The organism is Winogradskyella bathintestinalis, from assembly GCF_030407435.1.
GTDB classification, from domain to species: domain Bacteria; phylum Bacteroidota; class Bacteroidia; order Flavobacteriales; family Flavobacteriaceae; genus Winogradskyella; species Winogradskyella bathintestinalis.
In genome coordinates this window covers 107,357-127,596 of sequence record NZ_JASDDK010000004.1, presented here as the reverse complement: position 1 = coordinate 127,596, position 20,240 = coordinate 107,357, and the positions used below count along the sequence as shown (strand labels likewise).

Genomic DNA, 20,240 nt, shown 5'->3' with positions numbered 1-20,240 from the left:
TATTTTTAAAAGAGTTCTAAGCTAATTTGTAGATAGAACTGGCCTATCCGTTTGAGGTTTTTTTAGCGTCTGAAATTATTGCTCTAACCAATGGTCTATCGGTGAGTTGTGGAAATAATTCTGAAATGATAAAACTATAATCAATATTAATACAGGTGGCATTCTTTAGATGAAAACGACCTTCTTCAGATTGGTGAACCGTAAAATAAAGTCCTGCTAAACGGTATTCAATTTCAGCGTTTTCTGGATAGAACTCGGTGGTTTGCAGAAGATTAAAAATGGCAGCTTCATATTCTCCTAACGCGGTTAAAATATCTGATCTATCCAGCCAAGTATCCAATTCGTAATTGCCTAACTCTAATGCGCGTTTGTACCCTCTTTCAGCTTCTTCAAGAAATTTTAAACGTTTATTTATAGTGGCGTATAATTTCCAATAGACCACATTATCACCATCAATAGTAACTGCTTTATTAACATAATATAGTGCTTTTTGATAGTTGAGACGCTTCATATAAAATTTACAAATAGCTATCCATCCGCGGTCTAATAACGGATCTTCATCAATTGTTTTTTTGAAAAATTGAATCGCCAAATCATCTTGTCCGAGTTTAGAATAGCAATGACCCATTCTTAAAAGCGCAAAGGAAGTTGGGTCGTCTAATGCGAGCGTAATTTTATAGTTTTCAATGGCTTCTTCATGCTTTTTTAGCTTTTCTAAAACCTTGCCTTTTTCTATATATGCACCAACAAAAGTATCATCTGAAATGATTGCAAAATCGAATGCTGCATTCGCTTTGGCATATTCTTTTATAGCAAAGTATTGTCGGCCTAATTGATGCCATGCCACCTCACAATAAGGATTACTATTTAGAAATGTATTTAGATAGTCTATAGCCTCATTATTTTTGTCTAAAAAATCGTAGCAATATACGATGTTATGAAGTGCGGAATAATCGGTAGTATCACTTTCTAAACACTTTTTGAAATAAATAATGGCATTATCAAACTTGTCTAGAAATAAATACTCCATACCGATTAATGCATACAAATCGGCATCATCTTCTGGCGAATTAGACATGTCTATAGCAATAAGTAGGGTGTCAATAGCTTTTTGATGTTCGTCTTGTTTAGACAATACATTTGCTTTTTGAATAAAAATTTCTTCGTTTGTAGGTTCTAAATTATGAAGACTATCGAGAAGGTCATCGGCTTCCGAAAATTTATTTTCAATAACTAATATTTCAACTTGAAACAATCTTAAATTAATCGAAGTTGGATGCTGCTCTAAACCCAACTTTATCGCACGTTTTGATAGCGCAATTTTTCCGTTTTCTAGATAGTGATGAATGATATTTTCAAATTCGCTCGAGTCAAAAAACAATATATCATTGGTCTTTAACATCGATTCAAATCGAGTAAGAGGGAAATTTTCGTCTTCGTGACTGTATTGCATATTAGGATTAATAATTCACAAGAATAAAAATACAGTTATACTTTACGCTACACGGATTTTTAGACTAATGTTTTTAACAAAATAGTTAACATTATAATTGTTGTTTAACTAAAACGGTTTAAGTGCTTGGTGTATAGCGTTTTTATACGATATTTTTAGGTCTATATTTTGTCGAGTATGGAAGTTATAATGCTACATCCTTCAATTATTTCAGCGTTCGAAATAGTTAAGGGAGGAGTAATACGGATGGCTTTAGGTTCAAAAAGTAACCAAAATAGGATTAATCCTTGGTTTTGTGCTTTCATAATTACTTGATTTGTAATCTCGGTATTGTCAAAAAAAGCAGCTAGCATCAATCCGCGACCTCTTATTTCCTTGATGTGCTTATGCTGAAGGTGTTGCCGAATTAATTGTTCCTTTTCTAATGTTTCAGCCATAAGTCTAGACTCCGTAATTTCCTTTAAAGTTGCCAGTGCTGCTGCTGCAATAACGGGATTTCCACCAAAGGTTGTAATATGTCCTAATTTTGGATTGTCGCTTAAAGTGGCCATCATATCTTTAGAAGCTGTAAATGCTCCTATTGGTAAACCTCCTCCTAAACCTTTGCCCGTAACTACGATATCTGGGAGACAATTATAATGTTCAAACCCAAATAATTTTCCGGTTCTGCCGATACCTGGTTGAATTTCATCAAGAATAAAAACCGCTCCAACCTCATTACATCGCTTTTGTACTTTAGTTAAATAGTTGTTGGTAGGTTCAATAAAACCAGCACCTCCCTGAATGGTTTCTAAAATTACAGCGGCAGTGTTTTGTGTAATTTGTTGTAAATCGTTTTCAGAATTAAATGCAATATGTTTTATATCTGGAAGCAATGGCAAAAATGGTTGTTTGCGTTCGTCATAATCCATTAAGCTTAACGAGCCTAAAGTATTTCCATGATAAGCATTTTTTGCGGCAATGATTTCTGAACGTCCAGTAAAGCGCCTTGCTAATTTTAAGCTTCCTTCAATAGCTTCTGTTCCGGAATTTACCAAATAAGTAGATTCCAATGGTTTCGGTAAATGTTGAGCGATCAATTTTGATAACTCTACAGGCGGTTTTTGAATATATTCTCCATAAACCATGACATGTAGATATTTGTCTAGCTGTTCCTTTACGGCGTTGATAACTTTTGGATGTGCATGACCTAAACTGCAAGCCGAAACTCCTGCCACGAAATCGAGATAAGCTTTACCGTTGGTGTCGAAAATATACGAACCTTTAGCGTGGCTAATTTCCATTGCTAAAGGATGCGGTGTGGTCTGTGCTTGGTATTTAAAAAAGTCGGGTTTCAATTATTGACCTTTATTTTTAGTTCTCTGTTTTAAATTTTTAACCTGTAAAGAGTCTGTTTTTTTTAATGGAGAATTCAACGGCGCAACAATTGATTTCTTAGGTAGATTACGAGCTGCTTTATTTGGTTGATTAGGCGCTGCCTTTCCAGCTTCCTCAACACGTTCTGTAATGGCATCGTCTATAAATTCTTCCGGCGGAACGTAATCTTCTAAACCTTTAATTATTGGTAAGTCTAAAGGTGGATCGTCTTTAAACAAATCTTCTACAGACAATGGCCGTTCTTCGCCTCGCCAATCAAAACCTCTAAATCGTTTCGCACTATTTGGGAATTCTTCTTCAGGAAAAATATTACCATCAATTTGATTGATAAATCTTACTTCATCCACGACTTGTTCAATTATCTTAACGCTGATACTTCCAGATTTTGATTTTTGAATACCAATCAATTCATTGTTATCATTTCGTAAATATCGAATAGTTTCAGCATTTTTAATGACATCTACGTTGTAAATTTCATTATCTCTAAATAAGCCGATTAACCGTTGACCTTTTATTTGATTGTAGCCATCTTCGCTCAAGGTGTCCTTGCTAACTAAAAAGGCATTTTCAAAAACTTTTAAGGAATCGAGTTGCTCAGTTTTAACGTTGGAAATTAAATGAATAGTATCTCCCGTCATTTGATTGCCGATATTCCAAAGCACTGGTTTTCGTTTTATGGCAAATGCATCATCTGAACTAAATCTACTCAGGTTAATCATTTGTGTTAAACCTTCCTTATGATCTACATGAATAGAATCAGATTTACCAGCTAAATCACTTTTATACAACCTGGCATTATTGTAAGCGCGTGTTATACGATGTTCTGGTTTTCCTGTAACCATCAACGTATCTGCATGCATATAAACGGAATCATTTTCTTGAACCGTAATCGCTAAGGCGCGTTTGGTGATATACATAGAATCTTTGGCGCGCCATACTTCAGCATAATGCCCCTTAACAATGCTATTATTTAAAGTGTCGGTAACGGTAATATGGTTGGTTGCAGAAGCAAAATTTTTGTTACGATCAAAGTATAGACTATCGCCTTCAACTGTTCGATTTTCGTAATCGATTTTAGCATTCCGCTGAAAATGGCCTACGTTATTATTAGTGTCATAAAAACCACGTTCAGAATAAATTTTACTCGTTTCACCGGTTATGGTAGATGGGCCAAAAAGATAAGCATGTCCATTCTCGGTAAAGAAATCGAGACGATTTGTGTTTAAAGTATAATCGGGATTAACAAGTACAACATCTTGTACAAATTGGTATTTACTGGCGTTCATATAATAACGCCCAATTTGACTCGTAATGGTGCCCGAAGAATCTCTAACAACCGTTCCTTGAGAATTGTAATAAGTTTGTTGCTTTATCCGATCAAAATATAACGTATCAGTTTTTAATGTGGATTGCGGTTCGGTTAAAACTACATCTCCTCGAGCAATTGCCAATTGCGTTTTGCCACTATATTCTAAATATTTAGCAACCATATTAATGGTGTCTCCTTGCTTCATGTTTACATTGCTAAACGCTTCTATAAAATCTTGATCTTCATAATAAATTGCTTTATCACAAAAAAGATCAGCTCCTTTATGTACAAAATGAACTTGCTTAGACTTATCTCTAAGAAACACCAAAGCACCTTCTTTAATATCTGGATCCGTGGAGGTATTACCAGAATATTTGACGGTTATGGTTTGTTTTTCTTGTGCATAACTGAGAGCTGCAATAGAAAAACATAAAAAAAATAGTAACTGCTTAAAACGTTTCAAAACATATGTTTTTTACAAAATAACACTTATTAAATTTGCTTTATAATATGTTAACGTATTTTTTAACAGAATAAAAACGTTAAAAATTAAACGGTTTTTCGCACAATGGTCTGTTTTCTATCAGGACCTACAGAAACAATTGTTATAGGAATATTTAATTCATCCTCTAAGAACTCAACATACGCATTTAGATTGTCTGGTAGCTGTGATGCTTCGGTCATGCCTGTTAAATCTGCCGCCCAACCATTTAACTCCGTGTAAATAGGGGTTACGTTTTCTTCTTCTATATTATAAGGCAAATGTGTAATGGTTTCGCCCTTATAATTGTATGCTGTACAAACTTTTAGAGTTTTAAATCCAGAAAGTACATCTCCTTTCATCATGATTAATTGTGTGACACCATTGACTTGACATGCATAGCGCAACGCCACTAAATCTAACCAACCACAACGTCTAGCTCGACCAGTGGTAGCACCAAATTCGTTTCCGACTTTAGCCATGGTTTCCCCGTCTTTATCAAATAATTCTGTTGGAAATGGGCCCGAACCAACACGCGTAGTGTATGCTTTAAAAATTCCGAAAACCTCACCAATTTGGTTGGGAGCGACCCCTAAACCAGTACAAGCTCCGGCAGCGGTTGTATTTGAAGATGTTACAAATGGATACGTACCAAAATCGATATCTAACAAAGAACCTTGTGCTCCTTCTGCTAAAATAGATTTTCCAGATTGTTGTGCTTGGTGCACATATTCTTCCGAATCAATAAATTTTAAACTTTTTAAAGTTTCTATAGCGTTAAAGAAATCGGTTTCTAGTTCTTTTAAATCGTATTGAATATCTACGTTATAGAAAGCAATCATCGCTTCGTGCTTATCTGCTAAAGCTCTGTATTTGTCTTTCCAATCTGCTAATTCGATATCACCAACTCTAATACCATTTCTACCAGTTTTGTCCATATAAGTTGGACCAATACCTTTTAAAGTAGAACCTATTTTTGCTTTTCCTTTTGAAGCTTCACTCGCAGCATCTAATAAACGATGTGTTGGTAAAATAATATGTGCTTTTCTAGAAATGCAAAGGGATTTCTTATAATCTACATTTTGCGCTTCTAATTTATCGAGTTCTTTTTTGAAAATCACAGGATCTATAACCACTCCATTACCTACCAGATTCACTTTACCTTCGTGAAAAATTCCTGAAGGAATGGTATGTAAAACATGTTTTTTGCCGTTGAAAACCAAGGTGTGTCCTGCATTTGGACCTCCTTGAAAACGTGCAATAATATCGTAGTTAGAGGTAAATACATCGACAATTTTTCCTTTGCCTTCATCTCCCCATTGTAATCCAAGTAGTAAATCTACTGCCATTTTAAAATTGAGTTAGTCGTCTTTTTTACGATTACCGTAAAAATATAGTGAATGATTAGTTATCTGAATGTCAAAAACCTCTTCAATGGTTTTTTTGATGGATTGAATGCGAGGATCACAAAACTCTATAACCTCTCCGGTGTCTGTAAGAATAACATGATCGTGGTTTTTATCGAAATACGATTTTTCGTAATGTGCCTGGCTTTGACCAAATTGGTGTTTGCGTACTAAAGCACATTCTAAGAGTAATTCTATAGTGTTATAAAGTGTAGCTCTACTTACGCGATAGTTTTTATTTTTCATTTTGATATATAAAGATTCAATATCAAAATGTTCTTCACTATCATAAATTTCTTGAAGTATAGCGTATCGTTCAGGGGTTTTCCTGTGGCCTTTATCTTCGAGGAATTGTGTAAAAACACGCTTTACAATTTCCTGATTACTTTCTTCTGTGGTTGCATTCATAATTAAGGAGCAAATTTAAACAATTTTTATAGGATATGAATTATAAAAACCAGGATTAACATGAAAGAAATGAACACACCTTTAATAACTTTTAAAAAGACTTAGAATAAATTAAACTCTGGTAACTTTATCAATACCATTAATTTTTTTGAGTTTGTCTATTACTTTTTTTAACATGGTTTGATTTTTTACTTCTACCGTTATTTTACCTGTAAAGACACCATCGTCACTCGAGAAACTAAGGCTTTTCATGTTAACATGCATGTTTTCTGAAATTAGCTTTGTTATATGGTTTACCAGACCCATATCATCAATACCAGAGAGTGTAATTTGTGAAGTAAATACTTGTTGAGACGAATCAATCCATTTGGCTTGTAAAATTCGATACGCATAATTAGATTGCAAACTTACGGCATTCGGACAATTTTTTTTATGAATTTTTATGCCATCATTTATGGTTAGAAAACCAAAAACTTTATCTCCAGGAATTGGATTACAACAGTTGGCTAAAGTATAATTGAGTGTTTCCTCTTCTTTACCAAAAACCAGCATATCATATTTTGAAGTAATTTCTTCTTTATGAATATCCTTATGCACCGTCGGTTTATAGATTTTACTTTTAACGTAGCTCATAAATGCATTGCTACGAGAAGAGGCAAATGCTTTTAATTTGGTATTGTCAATTGTACCAATGCCTACACGGTAAAACAAATCTAACGACGTACTCAATTTAAAATAACTGACCAATTCATTAATTGAATTTTCGTTGAGTGTAATTTTAAGTTGTTTTAATTTACGTCTTAAAATTTCTTTGCCTTCTTCGGCAATAATTTTGGTGTCTTCATTTAGAGCCGATTTAATTTTACTTCGAGCTCTAGCTGTAGTAGCATAATCTAGCCAGTTAGCATTTGGTTTTGCATTTTCTGAAGTCATGATTTCTACACGATCTCCACTTTTTAATTCATTACTTAAGGGAACCAATTTACCATTCACTTTTGCGCCACGTGTTTTCATACCAACTTCGGTATGTATACTAAAGGCAAAATCTAAAGGGGTCGCACCTTTCGGTAATGATTTTAAATCACCCTTGGGTGAAAAAACAAAAATTTCTTTAGAATATAAATTGAGTTTAAATTGTTCTACAAAATCGACCGCATCCGCTTCATGGTTTTCTAAAGCTTCTTGTAAACGGTTAATCCATAAGTCGAGATTATCTTCTTTGTCATCAGCATTTTTGTATTTATAATGAGCTGCATAACCTTTTTCTGCAATCTCGTTCATACGTTCACTTCGAATTTGAACCTCTACCCAACGGCTTTTTGGCCCAACTACAGTAATGTGTAGCGCCTCGTAACCTGTAGATTTTGGAGATGAAATCCAGTCTCGAAGACGAATAGGATTTGGTGTAAAGTGATCGGTTACAATAGAATATATTTTCCAAGCCAAGAATTTCTCGTTAGCTATATCTGACTTATAAATAATTCTAACCGCAAATTTATCATAGACTTCGTCGAAGGAAACTCCTTGTTTTACCATTTTTCTACGAATACTAAAAATAGATTTTGGTCGTCCTTTAATTTCGTAGTTTAAACCTTCTTTAGTTAAAGAATCGTCAATAACTTTTGAGAATGCTTTAATGTAAGCATCTTGATTTTCCTTGCTGTCTTTTAATTTTTCGAGAATATCACTATATACTTCGGGTTCTGTATATTTTAATCCTAAATCTTCAAGTTCAGTCTTAATATTATAAAGTCCGATTCTATGTGCTAAAGGGGCATAAATATATAGAGTTTCAGACGCAATTTTCACTTGCTTGTCTGCTCGCATAGAATCCATAGTCTGCATGTTGTGCAAACGATCTGCGATTTTTATAATAATAACCCGAACATCATCATTTAAAGTGAGCAGCATTTTTCTGAAATTCTCAGCTTGAAGTGACACATCCATTTCTGAATCAAGTGAAGAAATTTTGGTAAGACCATCAACAATTCGGGCAATGGTTTCACCAAAAAGCCGTTCCATATCTCCAATGGTATATTCTGGGTTGTCCTCAACCACATCGTGTAACAAAGCAGCTGCAATAGATGTGGCATCCATGCCTATTTCTTGAGCCACAATTTTAGCTACGGCAATAGGATGGAAAATATAAGCCTCACCAGATTTTCGACGTTGATCTTTATGCGCATCTAAAGCCACCTCAAATGCATGGCGGATTAGTTTCTTGTCCTCAGCGGTTAAAGTCTGATAGCTTACTTTCAATAATTCCTTGTAAGCTTTAGCAATGGTTTTGTTTTCTATTTCGATGGCTTCCTCAGTCATAGAACTAAAGTAGTGAAATGGTTTTTAATGGGCAATGTAATTTTAGAGCTAATTTGAAAAATTTTAGGAATATCGTAGAAATATAGGTATTGTTGGTTGAGGCAGGCGTTCCAAGTTTCCCAGAGTGGTATGTAAAGCAAATATTACTTATTAATAATCATCATTTATTTCAATCCAATAACCGTTTGGATCTTGAAAATAAACTTGATTAATGCCGTCTTTTCGAATGTAATCTTGGTTTGGTGTATTGAGCCAATCAGAATAGTTAATATTGTGAGCTTTTAGAGACTCTACAAACGCGCTTAATTCTGAGGTTGCTAAAGCGAAATGCACAGCTTTATTAACTTTTATTTCTGAATTTGGTCGTGGGATTAAATGTAGTTGTTTGCCATCTCCAAATGATAGCCATCTCGTTTTAGAGTCTGAAGCCGTATTTTCTAATTCTTTAAATTGAAGTATCTTTTGATAAAATTCAATAGATTCGGTGACATCCTTTACGGAAAGTGCAATGTGATTAAATGAAAAATTAGGCATTGAGTAGAGTTTATTTTTATTTGAAATTTTTAAAATTCTCTTCTAAACAAAATTATAATTTTAAAAATAATTAATGGGGTTAAAATTGCCTAAAGCCCAGGTTGATTATTTCCCTAAATTCCGAACCCGTTCCAACAGCGTAGGATGCGAGTAATGCATAAATACATAGGCTTTATGTGGCGTTAAATTACTCAGACTATTTTTGGTCAATTTCTTAAGTGATGAAATTAACGGTTTAGCTTTGTACGTGTTTTTGGCATAATCATCCGCTTGGTATTCAAAAACTCTTGAAAAATGATTCATTATTAAACCTGTAAGTTCTGAAATAGGAGAATAGAGTAAACCAAAAGCAATCAGCCCAACATGGAAACTTGGGATTTCCACACCAATAGCGTTTGATAATAGTGGATTAGAAACAAAAATGGATAAGATAAAAAGGGTTAACCCTGTGAGTAGAATAGAAGACACTAAATTAAAAATGATATGTTTCTTTTTATAATGGCCAACTTCGTGCGCTAAAACGGCAACAATTTCGTCGTCGTCTAAATCATTGATTAATGTATCGTACAGTGTTACTCGTTTTTCACTACCAAATCCAGAGAAATAAGCGTTGGCTTTAGTACTACGTTTAGAACCATCTATAACGAATATTTTTTCAAGATTAAAACCTACGGATTCCGCATAAGATGAAATTTCATTTCGCAGGTTGCCATCTTCTAATGGGGTTTGTTTATTAAATAATGGTACAATGAGTTTAGCGTAAAACATATTCATAAAAACGGTAAAAACTGTAATTATTCCCCATGTATACAACCAAAATTGATTGCCAGTAATTTGATAAAACCAAACAATAATAGCAATAATACTACCTCCAAGAATGACCATTAATAGTAATCCTTTTAATTTATCTAAAATAAAAGTTTTCTTAGTCGTTTTATTAAATCCAAATTTTTCTTCAATTACAAAGGTTTTATAATAGCCAAAAGGGGTTGTTATAATATCGCTAGCAATCATAATAATTCCGAAAAAAATCAAAGCAATAATTATGGGGTTTTCCGAGTAACTTCTAGCAATGTTATCTACAAATTCAAAACCGTCAAAAAATAAAAAAGATAGTGTTAATGCAAATGAAAATAAGGAAGTCCAAATCCCAAACTTATAATTAACCATCTTATAAGCTTGAGATTTTTTATATTCTGCTTCATCGTAAACGTCGCTTAATGTTTCAGGAATTGGGTCGTTATAATGCTTGGCATTTATAGCATCGAGAATTTTATCTTTAAGGAAGTTGATAATAATAATTGCAACTATGATGTAGAAAAGAATTTGTGCTGTCATAAGAAATAAAATACTAATAGTTAATTTCTAAATTCCTTATCTTAACTGTGCCGAATTGGAATTTTAAGTTGTGTTATTAAGAGGTTTATGGAATTTATTAAAGAAAATTGCGCTGCCTTTTAGCTTCAAAAATAAGAATTCCTGCAGCAACGGAAACATTCATAGAATCAATTTCACCTTGCATAGGGATACTTATATTTTTTGTAGCAGCTTCTCGCCATTGTTCACTCAATCCGGTGGCTTCTGTACCCACAACAATTGCCGTTGGTAAGATGTAATTTTGCGTGTAATAGGGTTCGGATTCCTGTAAAATAGCAGAGAATATATTAAAATTGTATTTCTTAAGGAAGACAATGGCCTCTTCACTGGTTGTCATGGCAATTTCAGTCGTAAAAACGCAACCAACGCTAGAACGAATTATATTTGGATTGTATAAATCCGATTTCGGATTCGCAATAATTATAGCATCAACGTTAGCTGCATCTGCAGTACGCAATAATGCACCAATATTTCCTGGTTTTTCAGGAGCTTCTGCAACTAAAATTAATGGATTTTTAGACGTGAGTTTTAAATTTTCAAGCGTGTGAATTTTGGAGTTCACAACGGCTATCACTCCTTCAGTGGTATCTCTATGCGCTAATTTCTGAAACACGTCTTTAGAGATTTCAATAATGTCTATGTTATAAGAACTCATGGCTTCGGCTTCACTTTCAGAAAACAAATCTGGATAAAATAATAAACTTTCAATGGTGTATCCGCCTTTAATCGCCAGAGATAATTCACGTTTACCTTCAATTAAGAATTGTCCAGACTTTTTACGCTGTCTCGATTTTTCTTTGAGCAATACGAGTTGCTTTATAAAGGTATTTTGAACACTAGAAATTGATTTACGCATTATTATATTAATTAATATATATTTGAGAGCTACAAATTTAACCTATTATGAAACAAAAACTACATATCCTATTTCTATTCTTAATTATCAGTATATCATCATTTGCTCAAGTCGCTAACCAACCAAGCGATTTAATAGTATGTGATGGTGATAATGATGGTTTAGAAATGTTTGATTTATCGGTTCTAGATTTTGAAGTTATCGGTAGCCAAAATCCAACAGGTTTTGTTATAACATATCACGAAACTTTAAGTGATGCTAATAATCAAGTGAATGCACTTCCAATTCCATATAGTAATATTGTACCATGGGTGCAGACAATATATGTGAGATTAGAAGATAGTTTCACTGGAATATTCGATGTCGTATCTGTAAATTTAATCATTAATCCAGTGCCTTATGCTGTGCAACCAACGTCACTAAATTTATGTGACGAAGTAGGGGATATTTATGATGAGATTACGGTATTCGATTTAACTGTTAAAGATATGGAGATTACAAACGGTAATACAGATTGGTCAGTAACTTATTATGAAACTTATGACGAGGCACAAGCACAGACCAATGGGATTACCAACCCAACAGCGTATTCGAATAGAAGTATAAATGGACAGGGTGCAAATCCACAAACTTTATTTGTTGTGGTCACCGATATTAATACGGGGTGTGTAGATTTTGTTACACTGACACTACGTGTGTTACCAAACCCGTCCGGAATAATGGGAAGTCTAAATGCTATAGAATTATGCGATGAGCAAAGTAATGGAACCGCCACTTTTGATTTAACCTATAATGAAGGCAGTATAAATCCCTCAGGTGAACCTTATGAAATAAGTTATTTTTTAAATGAAGTTGATGCTTATAATAATTCAACTCCTATTATAAATCCAAATAATTTTACAAACACCAACAATCCTCAAACTATTTTTGTTAGAGTTGAGACGCTAGCAGGCTGCTTTGCAGTTCTAGATTTCGATATTATTGTCAACTCATTACCTGAAATATATTTGGAGAGTAGTTATAGTTTTTGCGAAGGTGAATCTATAATTATAGATACAGATTTAGCTACGTCCAATTTTAATTATTCATGGACTTTTAATGGCGCTTCATTACCCAATGAAACGCAGTCATCTTTAATGGTGACACAATCAGGGAATTACACGGTGTATGTTTCTGATTTTAATATGGGATGCACTAATGTTTATGCTTTTGAGGTTTTGGAAGTTAGTTGTACAGACACCGATAGTGATGGCGTAATTGACAGCGAGGAAGATCTGAATAATAATGGTAATTTAGAGGACGATGATACGGATAATGATGGTATACCAAATTTTTTAGACGACGATGATGATGGAGACAATGTAGATACGAATGTAGAAATTAATATTGCTGTTGGTAGAAGTTCAATGCATCAATTCGTAGATACTGACAATGATCTTATTGAAAACTATTTGGACGACGACGATGATGGAGACAATGTGTTAACCGTTGATGAAGATTATAATAACAATGATGACCCAACAGATGATGATACTAACAACAATACCATCCCAGATTATCTTGAAAGCGCGGTTGCCTTAGGTTTTAATGAGTTTTCTAAGGTTACATTCAGTTTGTTTCCTAATCCAGCTAATAATGAAGTAACGATTCAATTAGCAAATTCTAACATTCCATCTGTAAAAGTTAATATTTACAATTTACAGGGTAAATCAATTTTGAGCGATTTTATGTTAAGCGAAAATAATCCGACTTTGAACATTTCACACTTAGATAGAGGATTATATTTTGTAGAAATTGTAACGAAAAGTGTTTCTAGTGTACAAAAGCTGATTGTGAATTAAGCTGCACCAAAATGTATAGAAGCAAGATTTCAAGAGGGCTTTAAGATTATTTATGTAATGATTTGTCTTACTATTCGTCAAACAGAATTAACAGCAACTAATTAAAATAACCATGAAAAAATTTTTACAACTATTAATTATAGCAATTACAATTTCCGCCTGTAAGAACGACCCTAAGTCTCCGATTTCGCCTAGTGAAAAAAATGACAGTACCACAATTATGGATACTGACAAGAAAGAAATTATTACCACTAGTATTTATCCAGAATCGATATCAAAAGTTTTTGAGGCTCATGGCGGAATTGATCAATGGCATAAAATGAATTCACTGTCTTTTACAATGGAAAAACCGAATGGGAAGGAAGTTACTACCACGAATTTAAAAACCAGAGCAGAATTAATAAATACACCTACTTATACTCAGGGATTTGACGGAAAAACACTTTGGGTAAAAGAAAAGGATAATATCGATTATCAAGGAAAACCTAAGTTTTATAAAGGATTGATGATGTATTTTTATGCTATGCCCTTTATTGTTGGAGATGATGGTATAAACTACAAAGAGACTGAGCCATTAGTTTTTGAAGACAAAACCTATCCGGGTATATTAATTTCATTCGAAGCAGGAATTGGAGAATCTCCGAATGATACATATGTAATTTATTATGACTCCGAAACTCGAAGAATGGAATGGTTAGCTTATACCGTAACTTATGGAAAAGAGCAAGAAAGTCAGGATTACCGATTTATCAGATACAACAATTGGCAAACGGTGAATGGTTTATTAATTCCTAAAAGTATTGATTGGTATGAACACGATAACAAGATTCCTACAGAAAAACGCAATACGGTTGAATTTACAGATGTTATTCTGTCGGAGACGATATTAGAGCAATCTCAATTTTTAAGACCTGAAGATGCTAAGGAAATAGATTAATCCTATAATTGTCCTCTGATCATTTAAAAAAATGACAGGTCTAGTTAACTAAAAAAAAGCGAGCCAATTGGCTCGCTTTTTTTTGAAAAATCATTAAATAATGCATTAGTTTTTATAGATGATATTACTTAATAATTTAGATTAACATTTTAAATAACATACCCACCTACTGTTTGCGTAATGGGATTCTAGAAATTAAATTTGCCATTAATGTCCGTTTTCAAAAAGTGTAATCGCACATAATAATAGGTCTTTTTTTTACCACTAATTCTGCTGCTTATATTTCTTAGAATACCGTTTCCAAAGTTCCGTTTGATGGGTTTCTAAACTTAAATTTCTGCCATCAATAAAAGCATGAGTTAAAATATTTGTCCTCATATCTAGGGCATCACCTTCACTAATAAATAGTGTTGCGCTTTTACCAGCTTCAAGCGTTCCATATTGCTCATCAATACCTAATATTTTTGCAGGATTCTGCGTAATTAATTGTAAAGCTTGTTCCTTAGTTAATCCATAAGCTGCTGTTGTACCTGCGTAGAAAGGTAGGTTACGAGAATTCATGCGTTCCATTTGTCCACTAGGTTCTAAAGCAACCAAAATACCAGCATCTACTAATTTTTTAGCTTGTTTAAATGTGTAATCATAATCATCATCTTCTGATTCGGGTCTTGAATGTACACGTCTTAATAAAACCGAAATATTATTCTGTTTTAAAAAATCTGTAAGATTGCCTGCCTCATAAGCACCAACAATAGTTATGTTTGAAATATTTTGTGACTTTGCAAAATTAACAGCATCCGTTATGCCTTTCTCATCATCAACGTTAATATATAAATGTTTATTCCCGCTGAATAATCCCGACATGGCTTCATATGGCAAATGCCCCTCTGTTTTATCACCATTATTAAAGCTTTTAGCCTCTGTAAAATAATCATTTAATTCTTTTACTTGATTCGCATAATCCTTATTTGGTTTTAAACCTGGATCTTCACCTAGCCACCAACGGCCTCTACTAAAACTATTAGGCCAGTTGATATGAATACCATTATCCATTTTAATTGCTGCGTCTTCCCAGTTCCAAGCGTCGTATTGAACGACTGACGAAGTGCCAGAAATACGTCCTCCTCTTGGTACTACTTGCCCAAGCAACACACCGTTTGGTCGCATAGATTCTATAACTTTAGATTCTGTGTTATAGGCAATTATACTTCTAATATGAGGGTTATATGTGCCAAGTTCAGACAGATCATCGGAAGCTTTTACAGCGTCAACTTCAACTAAGCCCAATGTGCCATTGGCAACTACAAAACCAGGATAAACATGTTGACCCTTAGCGTCAATAATATCCATAGCTTGTCTGGTTAGTGGAGTAGTGCTTTCTGGGCCGATAGTGGTAATTTTACCCTCACTAACCACAATAATACTGTTTTCAATTACCGTACCGTTACCGATGTGGGCAGTTGCACCTACAATAGCAAAATCTTTAGTTTGCTGCGGTGCTGGGGTTTGTTGTGCAACACTCAGCCCACTACTAAGTAAAAACCCTAATATATATAATATGTTAATTTTCATTATAAATTTTATTTTAGATACCTGCTTGTTATAAAAAAATCTTGCAGGTTTATTATATTTTATACTTACTGAAACTTAAAATTAATCCAGTGTGTCACAATGGAATAACTTATCTTCTTTTTTCTTTACTGGTTGAGTTTTTAAACCTTTGTTTTTATCTTGTAGCATTAAATTAATCAGTTCACTTTTCTCTTTTTTAAGAGCCTCTCGCAGTTGCTTGTCTTTTTCAATATCAAAATAAGTAACCCCTTCAATGATCGTTTTTTCTGCTTTAGCATAAATAGAAAGCGGGTGATCAGACCACAAGACAACGTCGGCATCTTTTCCAACTTTAAGACTTCCTACTCGTTGATCTATGTGCAATAATTTAGCAGGATTCAAAGTCACAAATTTCCAAGCTTCTTCTTCACTAACATCACCATATTTAACTGATTTTGCAGCCTCTTGGTTTAGACGACGAGACATTTCAGCATCATCACTATTAATAGCAACAGTTACTCCAGCATTATGCATAATTGCTGCATTATATGGAATCGCATCATTTACTTCGTATTTGTACGCCCACCAATCACTAAATGTAGATCCACCAACTCCATGGGCTTTCATTTTATCAGCTACTTTATAACCTTCAAGAATATGCGTAAATGTATTAATATTGAAGTCGAATTGATCGGCTACTTTCATCAACATATTAATTTCACTCTGCACATAAGAGTGGCAAGAAATGAAGCGCTCTTTATTTAAAATTTCGGCTAAAACTTCCATTTCAATATCTTTTCGATAAGGTTGGCCACTTTTCTTTAATTCATCATAGGCTTTAGCTCTTGAAAAATAATCTACAAAAACCTGTTCAACACCCATTCGAGATTGTGGGAAACGCGAGTTAGTTCTGCTTCGAGATTGTTTAACGTTTTCACCCAATGCAAATTTTATAAATTTAGGAGAATTATCATAAATCAAATCTTCAGCGGCTTCTCCCCATTTTAGTTTAATTATTGCCGAACGTCCTCCAATAGGATTTGCAGAGCCATGTAAAATTTGAATCGATGTTACACCACCAGCTAAATTACGATAGACTTCTATGGATTCATCATCGATTACGTCTTCAATAGTGACTTCTGCAGAAGAATTTTGACCACCTTCATTTATAGATGAAGCGGCAATATGAGAATGTTCATCAATAATACCAGCCGTTATATGTTTTCCTGTGGCATCGATGATAGTCGCTTTACTGCTCGATAGATTTTTTCCAATTTTCGAAATTTTTCCATCTTTAATTAAAATATCGGTGTTTTCTAAAATACCGTCACTTTCATTGGTCCATATGGTAGCATTTTTAAACAATAACGTTTCTGATTGTGGTTGTTGAGTAAATCCGTAAGCAATATTAGGATAGGTTATAGGACTCATATAAGGAGCGTCAGAATTATTACTCGCAATCTTTTTGTCTTCTTTTTTGTCTGGAGTTTCGTTGGTCAGTTTTTGCGCATAGAAAGCGAGTTCATTTCCGTTAGGCAAAATAGCTTTTCCATGTAAGGCATTATTGTTTACAGAATTAGCTACAATTCTTACGAACTCCTTTTTTGTACTATCAGCTGTTTTAAAAGTAAGATTAAGCCAATCATCGGAGTAACTTATTTTAGTACCTAAACTCTTGTCGTTACTTGTAAGTTTTGTTTCCGGTTTACTTAAACTTTCTGAAATTGAAAGGCTGTAGTCATCACCAGCAAGTTTAAAATTATAGTTGCCATCAATATCTTTTTTAGACCGATCCGAAATGACGTGTGGCGTACCTTGTACCCAATTTTCATGAAGTTTAGTTTCCTTCTCAAAAATGTCGCCGTCTGTAATTAGAAAATTGGCATAACTTCCCGTTTTTAAAGTGCCTAAAACATCAGATTTCCCTAATAATGCCGCAGGTATAGTGGTTAGAGCTTCTAATGCTTTTTGCTTAGATAGTCCCATTTCTATAGCTTTCATTAAGTTGCTGGCAAAAGATTTTTTATTTTTTAGACCATGTGTTGTTAATGAAAATTCAATGCCATTTTCTGCCAATAATCTTGGATTGTGTGGCTGTTGGTTCCAAGAACGCATATCACTTAAAGACAATGTATTTGCTAAATGAGGATTTTCCACATCGTAAGCTACTTGAAAATCAATTGGAAGTATTACGGTTGCGTTAGTCGCTTTTATTTCATTAATACGTTCATACTCATCACCACCTCCAACAATGGTGTATTGAATATTGAATCCGTCACCAACCTTATCCGCTCTCATAAGGTTTAATCGACTACCGGCTTCAAAAATTTGCAATAAATTCTTGTTTTTATTTAATGCTTCTAATGATAAGTCTTTAGTTTCAATATTGCCAGACTCGTACCATTTGGCATCATGATACATCTGTCTTAATAAAGCCATGCTCCCCATTATTGAAGATGGATAATTCTGTCTCGAGGTTACACTTTTACTAAATGAAAAATGTTGTGATGTTTTCCCATCGATAACCCTTAAAGAGTTATCGGCATTATTGTTCAATGCAATTAATGCTCCTGTACCTCTTACAACACCGTCTGGAAAATGGGTGTTCACCATACCAAAACCTAAATTATGCAATTCAGAAGCTGACTTTTTATCATACTTAAAATTTGCCATCACATCTTGTTCTGGCATAACGTGGTCATTCCAATAGTATCCACTTCGACTTGGCCCATATTGAGGACCATTTCCACTTCTTTTAGGTTTATCCACACCAAATGTGGTATATAAATCAATGAAAGAAGGGTAAATTGTTTTTCCTGAAAGATCGATTTCTGTAGTATTCTTCGGAATGTTTACCGATTTACCAACACTTACTATTTTTCCTTCTTTAATAAGAAGCGTAGCATTGTTTATCGTTTCGATTGGAGATACATGAATGGTTGCATTTGTAAATGCAGTATAATTTGTATTGTTTGCAATAACGCCAGCATTACTGGGAAAATAGTCTTGTGCAAAAAGCGAAAAACTGCACATAAATATGAGCAGCCGAAAATAAATTTTTATCATAAATTGAGTGGGTTGGATTTAAGCTTTTAAAGATAGGAATTAAAGATAAAAAAAAGATTTTATATGAATATTTTAACTTTTGAGAACTGATTGAGATGCGTTATAAAAATCTTAAACGAAACTTCTTTAGAAAAACATTGCTAAGAACTTCCACAGACTCAATTATTAAAGCTCTTTGTGCTCGTAATAATTCACTAATAGCGCTACGACATAACTATAACTTTTCATACCATCTGCTTGGTTGTTAGCTTTTAAGAAGTTATCAAAGGTTTTTTCAAAATACGGCTCAATAGGATTCTCATAAGATCTCCAAAAATCTTGAATTTCTTGGTAGTTCTTTAAAATGCCTTTATTTACTGTAGGAAGTATGCGGTTATAACTTTCGGGGTCTCTATAATAGATTTCAGCCAAACAATACCGAAGCGCAAACGTATATCCTGAATATTTAAAATAAATATCATCATTATGAATGGCAGCTAAACTGCCAATAAAATTTGCTTCATTTTCTGCAGCATAACCTAATTGATGTGCCGCTTCGTGGCATGAAGTTGTTGGGAATTTGTAAGTTGAAATTAACCCATTAACTTGAGCTTCATTAGTAAATGGGTTTAAATAACCTGAAAATCCCATATAAGTTAATGGCAAACTATAAATAGATTTTTTAATGCTTTTAGGATGGTATTTTAAATGCGGATATTCTTCTGATAAGGTCTGATAACCGTCTTTAACTTTATCGAATATCTCGGACGATGAATATGGCAATCTCACTTTTATAGTATCATTTTTTGATAATTGATATTGTAAGCTATTCGATTTTTCAATTAGCCGTTCTGTGAAAGAAATCAATTGTTCAGTGGTATAATCGGCTTTAAGATGAAGTGATTTGTAAAGCGGTTGTCTATAATAATTAAAGGCCCAAAGAATATGAAATGCGAAATAGACAATGGATAAAGTTGCACCAATATCTAAGATCCAATTGATAGTATCATTAATAATTCGTTTACGGCTTATAATTAACCATCTTATAATATAGATACCGGCTAAAGTATATAAGATGTCACCAACTGAAAATGGCAGCCAACCTAAAATATAATGCGATAACTTAGACAAAAACACGTAAAGTCCGTTACTATAGAATTGTTCTACAAACTCGGGATAGTGCTTTAATTGCGACATTAAAAGCAGCTGAATTCCGAAGAAAATAACAAGGATTAGTTTAATGTTTTTACGCATAATCCAAAAGTAGGGAAAAGAGTGAAACAAAATTTCAAATTATATAAACTAAATTTTTAATACGTATTGTGAAATTTCAATTTACAATCTCT

14 protein-coding genes are annotated in these 20,240 nt (G+C 33.8%); 2 read left to right on the top strand and 12 right to left on the bottom strand.

All coding sequences use genetic code 11. The annotated features are described in order from the left end of the window. Positions 1–43: 43 nt before the first annotated feature. From QMA06_RS11865 to QMA06_RS11825, 9 genes are all read right to left on the bottom strand, one after another. On the bottom strand, positions 44–1,453 hold the full coding sequence (locus tag QMA06_RS11865) for a tetratricopeptide repeat protein (protein WP_290207075.1): 1,410 nt from the start codon (positions 1,451–1,453) through the stop codon (positions 44–46). Positions 1,454–1,614: 161 nt separating this feature from the next. Continuing rightward, a complete protein-coding gene (locus QMA06_RS11860) occupies positions 1,615–2,790 on the bottom strand; it encodes an aspartate aminotransferase family protein (protein WP_290207074.1) in 1,176 nt (391 codons plus the stop codon). After that, a complete protein-coding gene (locus QMA06_RS11855; protein ID WP_290207073.1) occupies positions 2,791–4,602 on the bottom strand; it encodes an OstA-like protein in 1,812 nt (603 codons plus the stop codon). It lies immediately after the preceding gene. An 86-nt stretch (positions 4,603–4,688) separates the two neighbouring features. Continuing rightward, complete coding sequence (locus QMA06_RS11850; protein ID WP_290207072.1) at positions 4,689–5,969, bottom strand: adenylosuccinate synthase; 1,281 nt, start codon at positions 5,967–5,969, stop codon at positions 4,689–4,691. A 12-nt stretch (positions 5,970–5,981) separates the two neighbouring features. Then, the gene (locus tag QMA06_RS11845) at positions 5,982–6,434 is read right to left on the bottom strand and encodes a Fur family transcriptional regulator (protein ID WP_178989181.1); all 453 of its coding nucleotides are present in this window, start codon (positions 6,432–6,434) and stop codon (positions 5,982–5,984) included. Between the two features lie 111 nt (positions 6,435–6,545). Then, complete coding sequence (locus tag QMA06_RS11840; protein ID WP_290207071.1) at positions 6,546–8,753, bottom strand: RelA/SpoT family protein; 2,208 nt, start codon at positions 8,751–8,753, stop codon at positions 6,546–6,548. Positions 8,754–8,903: 150 nt separating this feature from the next. Next, the gene (locus QMA06_RS11835; protein WP_290207070.1) at positions 8,904–9,287 is read right to left on the bottom strand and encodes a VOC family protein; all 384 of its coding nucleotides are present in this window, start codon (positions 9,285–9,287) and stop codon (positions 8,904–8,906) included. Between the two features lie 105 nt (positions 9,288–9,392). Continuing rightward, positions 9,393–10,625 (bottom strand): M48 family metallopeptidase, encoded by a 1,233-nt coding sequence (locus QMA06_RS11830; protein ID WP_290207069.1) that lies wholly within the window; start codon positions 10,623–10,625, stop codon positions 9,393–9,395. A 97-nt stretch (positions 10,626–10,722) separates the two neighbouring features. Then, a complete protein-coding gene (locus QMA06_RS11825; RefSeq protein ID WP_290207068.1) occupies positions 10,723–11,520 on the bottom strand; it encodes a TrmH family RNA methyltransferase in 798 nt (265 codons plus the stop codon). Positions 11,521–11,567: 47 nt separating this feature from the next. Between QMA06_RS11825 and QMA06_RS11820 the strand changes: the two genes are divergently transcribed. Together QMA06_RS11820 and QMA06_RS11815 are read left to right on the top strand one after the other, a co-directional pair. Next, positions 11,568–13,361 (top strand): T9SS type A sorting domain-containing protein, encoded by a 1,794-nt coding sequence (locus tag QMA06_RS11820; protein ID WP_290207067.1) that lies wholly within the window; start codon positions 11,568–11,570, stop codon positions 13,359–13,361. A gap of 112 nt (positions 13,362–13,473) precedes the next feature. Next, a complete protein-coding gene (locus QMA06_RS11815) occupies positions 13,474–14,298 on the top strand; it encodes a DUF6503 family protein (RefSeq protein ID WP_290207066.1) in 825 nt (274 codons plus the stop codon). Positions 14,299–14,562: 264 nt separating this feature from the next. Here the strand turns inward: QMA06_RS11815 and QMA06_RS11810 are convergent, their stop codons facing one another. The 3 genes from QMA06_RS11810 to QMA06_RS11800 form a co-directional block, all read right to left on the bottom strand. Next, positions 14,563–15,870 carry an amidohydrolase family protein gene (locus QMA06_RS11810; protein WP_290207065.1) on the bottom strand — a complete coding sequence of 436 codons (1,308 nt, stop codon included), beginning with the start codon at positions 15,868–15,870 and terminating at the stop codon, positions 14,563–14,565. A gap of 81 nt (positions 15,871–15,951) precedes the next feature. After that, positions 15,952–18,915 carry an amidohydrolase family protein gene (locus QMA06_RS11805; RefSeq protein WP_290207064.1) on the bottom strand — a complete coding sequence of 988 codons (2,964 nt, stop codon included), beginning with the start codon at positions 18,913–18,915 and terminating at the stop codon, positions 15,952–15,954. A gap of 165 nt (positions 18,916–19,080) precedes the next feature. Further along, entirely contained in the window at positions 19,081–20,148 is a 1,068-nt protein-coding gene (locus QMA06_RS11800) for a DUF3810 domain-containing protein (protein WP_290207063.1), read from the bottom strand. Positions 20,149–20,240 lie beyond the last annotated feature (92 nt).

Bases quoted from the DNA above. Each gene is read 5' to 3' on its own strand.
- QMA06_RS11820 (WP_290207067.1), top strand. From the start codon at position 11,568: ATGAAACAAAAACTACATATCCTATTTCTATTCTTAATTATCAGTATA.
- QMA06_RS11815 (WP_290207066.1), top strand. From the start codon at position 13,474: ATGAAAAAATTTTTACAACTATTAATTATAGCAATTACAATTTCCGCC.
- QMA06_RS11805 (WP_290207064.1), bottom strand. From the start codon at position 18,915: ATGATAAAAATTTATTTTCGGCTGCTCATATTTATGTGCAGTTTTTCG.
- QMA06_RS11810 (WP_290207065.1), bottom strand. From the start codon at position 15,870: ATGAAAATTAACATATTATATATATTAGGGTTTTTACTTAGTAGTGGG.
- QMA06_RS11825 (WP_290207068.1), bottom strand. From the start codon at position 11,520: ATGCGTAAATCAATTTCTAGTGTTCAAAATACCTTTATAAAGCAACTC.
- QMA06_RS11845 (WP_178989181.1), bottom strand. From the start codon at position 6,434: ATGAATGCAACCACAGAAGAAAGTAATCAGGAAATTGTAAAGCGTGTT.
- QMA06_RS11800 (WP_290207063.1), bottom strand. From the start codon at position 20,148: ATGCGTAAAAACATTAAACTAATCCTTGTTATTTTCTTCGGAATTCAG.
- QMA06_RS11835 (WP_290207070.1), bottom strand. From the start codon at position 9,287: ATGCCTAATTTTTCATTTAATCACATTGCACTTTCCGTAAAGGATGTC.
- QMA06_RS11840 (WP_290207071.1), bottom strand. From the start codon at position 8,753: ATGACTGAGGAAGCCATCGAAATAGAAAACAAAACCATTGCTAAAGCT.
- QMA06_RS11850 (WP_290207072.1), bottom strand. From the start codon at position 5,969: ATGGCAGTAGATTTACTACTTGGATTACAATGGGGAGATGAAGGCAAA.
- QMA06_RS11830 (WP_290207069.1), bottom strand. From the start codon at position 10,625: ATGACAGCACAAATTCTTTTCTACATCATAGTTGCAATTATTATTATC.
- QMA06_RS11865 (WP_290207075.1), bottom strand. From the start codon at position 1,453: ATGCAATACAGTCACGAAGACGAAAATTTCCCTCTTACTCGATTTGAA.